Below are 7,287 nucleotides of genomic sequence, written 5' to 3' on the forward strand. Positions count from 1 at the left end.
AAAGGCGCTTCAACTCAGTCCGCGGCAGCACGGCCTCGGCGTCCCGCTGGGTGTCGTATTCGGAAAGCGGCGTCGTCGAATCGAGCGAACAAGGCCCCGCGAGAGCGGCCGCGGCCTTTCCAGTCGAAATTCAGGCCCCGCCATAGGCGCAGCCTCACGAAACTGCGGACCATGACGAACCGGGTGTCTAGCCACGGTGGCCAGCGGTCGTTCTTGGGACGGTTGGCCGACACGTACCAAGATAGAACCCATGTTCGATGCAGGCGCGGCGGTCAGTCGTAAGGTCGGATACGTCCATAACGGCCGCCGACCGATCGTGCAGCGCACCGGCCAAGGCAAGGTCGGAGTGGACGAGCAGCGTGTGACCGTGACGCCTGCGACCTTCATCCGCCCAGACGACCATGTCTCAGTCGACGGCGCCGAAGAGCTGCGCCGCTTCTTGGGGATTGACGGCTCTTCGGATCTAAGCGTGGGTAGGTGCTCCTCCCTAGTGATGCTCGAGGCGGGCTGCGGCTCGGCGTGCTGGCGCAGAAGATGTCGAGGTCTTCAGGATCAGGAGTGACCAAGCACCTGAATAGCTGAAGACCTCGAACATGACGCACTGTACGTGCGGCGACGGGCACCGGTGGTGTCCGCGCGCCAATCTCCTGCAGGGCGACGATGGCCTCCACGTCCTCGACGTCGACCGCTCCCTGGACCGTGTGGTGGTAACGGTGGAGTCCGACTCCGACCTGGCCGAGCGCCCGGACTGTGGGCTCGTCGCGATCGGCCACGGCCGCCGCGTCCACGACCTGGCCGATGCTCCGTGTTTCGGCGTTCCCTTGGCCCTGCGTTGGCTCAAGACCCGTGACGCAGCCTTGGATCGCCGGGATCGATCAGGCAGCACTCGACCCGTTCCGCGGCTACGCCAACGCGATCCGTGATGAGCTGCCCGATGCCGTCGCCGTCCTGGACGCCCTCCACCACAAGCAGGGGTCGTCAAGTTGGGCATCGGGGTCGTCGACGAGGTGCGCCCGGCGGGTGCAGCAGGACACGCTGGGCCGGCAGGGTTACGAGGACGATCCGCTGCATAAATCCGGCGACTGCTGTGCCACGGCGAGGAATACCTGACCCCACGTCAGCGCACCCGCCTGGACGTGGCCTTGAGCGCGGGCGACCCCGCCTAGGAGGTCACCATCGCCTGGCACTGTTAGCAGCTCGGCGCGATCTACCGCCCCCAGCCTGGCTGCGAGGCGCAGACTGGCCGCGAAGGTCATCGCGATCTTCCCGTCGTGCCCCATCCGAGAGGTCGCAGGCCTGGGCCGGACACTGGGTGCCTGGCGGGCCCCAGGTCTTGGCTTACTTCACCACCACCGGCGGCGTCAGCAACGGCGGCACCGAAGCCATCAACCTCATCATCGAGAAGATCCGCCGACTCGCCCACGGCTTCCGCAACTTCGACCACTACCGGCTACGCATCCTCCTCGCCGCAGCCGGAGACAGGCCCTACCGACGAGCACCTACCCACGCTTAGATCCGAAGAGCCTGCAAAGCGGCAAGCCATGGAGCAGGCGCGTCCCGAGCTCGACCGGGTCCGCCGGATGCTGCACACCGGCGTCGGGTCGCTCAGCTATCGGCAGGCCGCCCGGATCCGGGCCCCTATTCGCTGACAACCGGCACGTCGAGATCGAAGCGACGTGGAATGTCTACCTTGGAATAATTACCGCCCACCGCAACGAGGAGCGTCGTCAGGGGTACGAGATCATGACCCCAACTCATCGCCTCGCTGGCCAGCGGTGTCCCGAAGGCGCCTCCCTCGCTCATCACACTCGGGCGAACTTTGGACAAACGAGCCGACGACAACCAAGCCTGCTTCGACCACCCAAGCTCCAGAAACGGACCGACCGGGGCCGTCAACGGCCGCCTCGAACACCTCCTCGGCTCGGCCCTGGGATTCGCAACCTGACCTGACCCACTACATCGCCAGTAGCCTCCTCGAGGCCGGTGGCTTCGGGCCCCGCCTACACCCTCATCTGTGAAGAGCCCCATACGTCCGGGCATCTAAACGGCAGATCACTCTTTCCGCGGGGGGACCATTTCACCTGAGCCTCAGGCAACGAGCCTGGAGAAAACGGAAGAAGCCGCCGCCACGCATCACGCCATCGGCGCTATACGCCCTTAGACGGCAGCTTCAGCCAGATCCTGCGCCAGGCCCTAAATTCTGAGCAGGACGCTACTTGAGGACCGCGACGTTATGGACCTTGGTCGGCAGCTCGACCGTGGCCATAAAGCGGTCCTCGGACGTGGACCAGACGCCCAGAACGTTACCGTTGGCGAGCAGCGCAGTGGAGGAATCGGAACCCCACCCACGAAAGGCCCAGCCTCTTGGCCCATGACCGGCGAGACCAGCGCCGGCAAGAAATGCTGGGCGCCTACTGCATGCTGCATTGGTGGTGTCATAGTAGACCCCCAAGCGATGAGTTCCTGGGAAGACGCTCACGCCAGCAGCGCAAGGCAAGTCACGAATAGCTACAGGGTCCAGACCATCTGTCACACGCCACAACGAGGCATGGTCCGTGAAGGCGTGCTTTAGAACGTACATGCTTTGCACATTCGTCCATGTCGGCGCAGACAGGTAACGCCGCCTAAAGATTGAGCCCTTGGTCCACGACTCACCACTACGCCGAACCGCGTACCCGCCCTCGAGGTCAACAGCCGAAACACCGCCTCCTGGGATGGGAGAACCAACGTCTAAGCCCGCCCGCGGACCAGCCAGGGTGACGAACCGTCCATGCTCCAGAGCCCAGATCTGCTGTGGACCGGGCAAGCCCGTCGACCGATCCCGCTCACCTGAAACAACTACTCGTCCTGAAGATCCGTTCAGCGCAGTAATCCACGGCACGTTCGCCCCACCAACGAGAGAAAGTCCGTCATTGCCAATGATCCCGAGGGCGCCGTGCGCAGATTGGTCCCCCAAGTAGACAACAAGTTCACGCGAATTCACCGCACGGAGGAAATCGGAATAACCCCGATTCCCGATGGCCTCTGAATGGATCTCCCCATCCCCGGCACCCTGCGGCGGAGGCGTGACGCAGCCCCCAGCTAATAGTCCCAAACCGGCCATCATGAGCAGGCAAGGCAGCGCCAATCTCTTGACGCTAGAGAGTTTACGCCAACCAAGTTTCATTGCCGTCACCACTTATTTCAAAAGCAGCCAGTATCAAAAAATAGAACACTCTTGACTCGCCCTCCGTCGAACTCGTACAGGGCATGCCGAATGTTCACCTTCTGATCGCGCGGGCCGAGGCTGAATGCACTCTTTCGCCACCCGGCATAGACCCAGTTCGACTCTGCGCCTGCCCAGTCGGGGCCCTCAATTGAAGCACCGCTCTTGGGGGTGCAGCTACCCTCGCCCACACCACCAACATAGACGCCACCATCATCGGCCGCAATATCAGCCTTGACGCTTGCAGCTTCGCCGGCCTGAAGTTGGAAGGCTAGGCCCACCTTCATGGTTCCCTCGTCAATCTTCTTGCCATGCTTTTCACCAAGAAGAGTGTCCTTTGAGTTGTAGGGTCTCACCTGGACCGAAATAAACTTGGCCATTCGGCGCCAGGAATCATTCTGGCCACGGACCACCGAGCAAGTTTCATACTGAGTAGTCCAGCCTGTGTCCAGCTGGCGGGCGCGATAGGCGCGTGAAGTCATGGTAGTTGTCTGAATGTTCGCCCTACCCTTCACGAACTTTGCCGTGTGGCTGACCACAGGGAGACGTTGGACATTCCTTCCCTTCGTCCGGGCAACACACGGATACTGAGTCCTCCCAGCCTCGGATACGCCGCGCTCGTCGGTCAGTGGGTCATCCGACGATGTGTCGTCAGTCGGCGCGGCATAAACCTGAGCCGACGAGTCGGATGGTGATTGAGCGATCACCTGTCCGTTGGCGTCCAATGTCTTGATCTCCGACTGATCGGCGACATTTGTCGTGGGGTTGCCGTCAGCGTCCTCGCCGTTTTGGATTCCGTACGACTGCGTCTCATACGTGGAGCTTTCCGTACTGCCAGCCGGCGTCTCCGGATCAGTGTAGATCACGTCGAGGACTGGTTTCGTCGATTCCCCGGCGGCATTCGAGGCGAAATTCAGAACGTTGCTTACGGGCTCATCCTGAACCAACACCAGCCCGTCGTTGTCGAACTCTCCCTCAGCCCAAGTCTGAACAATGTGACTAATGTCGAACTGCCTGTACCCCGTACCCGCACCCGTTAGGTTGACAGCACTCCCAAATGAACTCATTTGGGGATCTCCCGCCGACCAGCTCACAGTTCCGGAAGTATTCCAAGAGGCATACCCGTTGTATTCATCACCGGCCCGCACGAGCACGTAGTCTGCGCGCTGCGAGTTCAGACTCTGGCTCCCCTCAAGGTAGAGGGATGCCACCGCAGAGTCGATCTTGGCCTCTTGTGGAATAGCCGATGTATCAAAACTGATTAGTCCGCGATACGCCTCGGAAGCTGAAGCCTGTCCGACTTTGATGTAAGGGTTTTGACAGAAGTGACTGTCGGGGTATTTGCTAGTGATGTAACAGTCTCGTTCGTCGCCCGCCAACAGGCTGGGGTCGATAGTCACAGGGAATGCCCTGTCCTGGCTCTGCAGCCATGCCATGCTTGGGGATACCGTAAGTATCCAAGAGCCGGGACCATCGGACTTTAGCTCATAATCGACATCTTCGGACACAGCCCTCGGTGAAGCGGAATCCCACATGATGGGCGCCGGAATCGTCATGAAGACATCATTGCGGCCATCAAGGATTTCGATACTATTAGCGGCCTCATCAATTCTCGAGGTCGCATCTTCCGGGCCAGTCAGTTGGTAAACATGCTTTAGCGAGTCCGTGGACGGGGGCGAGTCGAGGACGATCTCTTCCTTGACGCCCTGGGGAACTACCGTGTACTTCGTGGTAGTCGCTTGTAACTGCTGCAGAGCTGCCGTTCACTTGGTAGTCAGCATCCGTCCCGTCGGCTCCCGAGAGCGTCATGCGCATCCAACCACCACTGCCGGACACCCGAAGCGACCCCTTAGCAGGGTCTTCGGGCAGCATGACAGTCACCGGGCCGGCAGCGTTAACGGACCCCCCCCCCCCCCCTGCCGACGCTCTAGGCTCGTGTCAATGTCTGCCCATTGCCCACTTGAGTCGATATAGTTAGTTGGCGTCTGTGTGATCGAAGCCAGCACAGTTCCGTCGGAAAGCCGGGTAACGTCAGTAAACGAATTGACGGGAACGGGCAATGAAACATCCTGCCATCCGCCACCATCTTCCACTTTCGGCGCAACCGCGCCTGCGGCAGAAATTGTCAGCCCGCTTCCAATAAGACTTGCGATAGCCAGGAATCCCGTGGCGCGGATATAGTTTGGCAAGATCCCTTTTCTCTCTTGTCAGGTTGCCTGAAGTGCCTGACGCATCGTGCACCATGACGCCACGTTCAGCAGCCCCTTACGCCTTTCGTGCTCCAGATCACAATCGTCCGCGCGTCCTGCCCTGGACAGATCATGCTTTGGGCGGGCGATCGCGCACCTGGCCGAGTCCTGCCGGCGATCGACAACCTCGGGTAGATCCCTCACGCAGGTCATCGGAGCACTTACTGGGTGTGTCCCTATTGGGGACGGCAGCTTCCGGATCTGCCCAGAGTCGGGTGCTGGTCACGGTGCCGAGGGAACTGTCCACCACGGACTGCGACCGCTCATGCCGCGAGTAGCGCGGACGTGCCGATGAGCGGTCGTGCTTCACGGCGGAGATACGGTGAGTTCGGACGACAATTGAGGAGGCCTCATGTCCGGCTACCCCGTCCTGCTTCACACCGCAATCGACGCGCAGGACTGTAGAGGCTTGGCCGAGTTCTACCGCGAGTTGCTCGGTCTGCATTACCGGGATGGCGAAGACCCACCGACCGACGGCAGCCCCGATGACGCGGACTGGCTGGTCTTGCTCGACGACGGCGGAAACCGCGTGGTGACCGTGCAGGCGAAGGAGGAAACCACGCCCCCGACGTGGCCATCCGAGGAAGTCCCAATGCAGATGCACATGGACTTCCAAGTCCCCACAGTCGAGGACCTGGAGCGGCATCGCGAGCATGCGGAGGCTCTTGGCGCTCGTGTGCTGTACGACCGCTCAAAGGACGAGGGCGAACCCCTCTATGTGCTCGCGGATCCAGCCGGGCATCCCTTCTGTCTCCTCGTCCAGTAGGACCGAGCCACGCGCACTCACATGCCGCGATGAGTGCGGTCCGCGTGAGCGCTCAGGCAGCGAGGCCAGCTGGCGCGGGGCGTGCTCGTTCTCGAGAAAGGTGGCGCAATGTGGTGGCGATGCAGGCCACCTGGAGCCAGCCTGTCGCCGAGGTGGTCGTGTTCTCGAACGACTTTGCTAGCCGGCGAGAGCGTCCGAGGCGCCCGTGGGCGACCTCGACGCGCCAGGCGTGCCGAATGGGGCGGAAGACCGGCTGCTTGTCGTCCCACCCGACCCGGCGAACCTCGAGGTCGTGCTCTCGGCTGAGGCCCCGCGCGGCGACGGCAGTGACCCCGCGGTCCACCAAGACCAGCTCGAGCCGGTCGGTGACGCCCTGCTGGGTCAGGTTGTCCAACATGAGGTCGCTGGCCCGGTTCTCGTGGGTCGAGGCGGGCACCACCAGCGCGGCCACTGGAAGGCCCGTCACGTCAACCGCCACGACGCGCTTCGCGCCCTTGGTGCGGCCATAGGGGCCGCCTCGGTCGTGAAACGTGAAACCTCCATTGGAGGCGCCGCGGGCCAGGTGGGTGTCGATGACGACCATCGAGGGCGTCTGTTCCGCCCTTCCGTCGTGTCGGCGCGCGGCTGCGTGAAGCACCGTCAGGGCCTGCGCCCAGGTGCCGTTGCGCGACCAGCGGCGGAACTGCGACCAGACCCGCGTCCACGGGCCGAACTGAGCCGCCCTGGGTCTTCTGGAGACTCGGGTTATTGGATTCCGACCAAGGTCTGGCCGGTCCTGGTGGCAGCGTAGAACGTCGCTTCGAACTCTGCTGGCGGGACGTCGTCGAGGTAGCCGTGCAGGCGGTCGTTGTTGTGCCAGTGGACCCACGAGAGGGTCTCGAGCTCGACGTCCTCGACGGTCTTCCAGGGCCTGCCGTCGCGGGCGGGACCGCGGATGAGTTCGGCCTTGTAGTAGCCGTTGACCGTCTCGGTCAGGGCATTGTCGTACGAATCCCCGACGGTCCCGATCGAGGGCACGGCGCCGATCTCGGCGAGCCGTTCGCCGTATCGCACGGACGTGAATTGAC

At 62.4% G+C, this 7,287-nt stretch carries 7 protein-coding genes; 4 read left to right on the forward strand and 3 right to left on the reverse strand.

Annotation, left to right across the window (positions count from 1 at the left end):
• Window positions 1-250: 250 nt before the first annotated feature.
• From M8330_RS11465 to M8330_RS11475, 3 genes are all read left to right on the forward strand, one after another.
• Window positions 251-562, forward strand: a complete 312-nt coding sequence (locus M8330_RS11465) for a hypothetical protein (RefSeq protein ID WP_250827426.1) — start codon at window positions 251-253, stop codon at window positions 560-562.
• Window positions 563-846: 284 nt separating this feature from the next.
• Complete coding sequence (locus M8330_RS11470; protein WP_250827427.1) at window positions 847-1,110, forward strand: transposase; 264 nt, start codon at window positions 847-849, stop codon at window positions 1,108-1,110.
• 223 nt (window positions 1,111-1,333) lie between these two features.
• Complete coding sequence (locus tag M8330_RS11475; RefSeq protein ID WP_250827428.1) at window positions 1,334-1,513, forward strand: transposase; 180 nt, start codon at window positions 1,334-1,336, stop codon at window positions 1,511-1,513.
• A 1,670-nt stretch (window positions 1,514-3,183) separates the two neighbouring features.
• Here M8330_RS11475 and M8330_RS11480 read toward each other — a convergent pair.
• Window positions 3,184-4,641, reverse strand: coding sequence for a DNRLRE domain-containing protein (locus M8330_RS11480; RefSeq protein ID WP_250827429.1), 1,458 nt, complete (start codon window positions 4,639-4,641; stop codon window positions 3,184-3,186).
• Window positions 4,642-5,806: 1,165 nt separating this feature from the next.
• On the opposite strand from M8330_RS11480, the gene M8330_RS11485 reads away from it, so the two are divergent.
• Complete coding sequence (locus M8330_RS11485) at window positions 5,807-6,220, forward strand: VOC family protein (protein WP_250827430.1); 414 nt, start codon at window positions 5,807-5,809, stop codon at window positions 6,218-6,220.
• Between the two features lie 52 nt (window positions 6,221-6,272).
• Here M8330_RS11485 and M8330_RS11490 read toward each other — a convergent pair whose 3' ends face one another.
• The gene (locus M8330_RS11490; protein ID WP_250827431.1) at window positions 6,273-6,803 is read right to left on the reverse strand and encodes a transposase; all 531 of its coding nucleotides are present in this window, start codon (window positions 6,801-6,803) and stop codon (window positions 6,273-6,275) included.
• Window positions 6,804-6,964: 161 nt separating this feature from the next.
• A partial coding sequence (locus M8330_RS11495; RefSeq protein ID WP_250827432.1) for an integrase core domain-containing protein occupies window positions 6,965-7,287 on the reverse strand: 323 nt, incomplete at its 5' end.

Origin of the sequence: Nocardioides bruguierae (assembly GCF_023656415.1) — a bacterium.
GTDB lineage: Bacteria > Actinomycetota > Actinomycetes > Propionibacteriales > Nocardioidaceae > Nocardioides > Nocardioides bruguierae.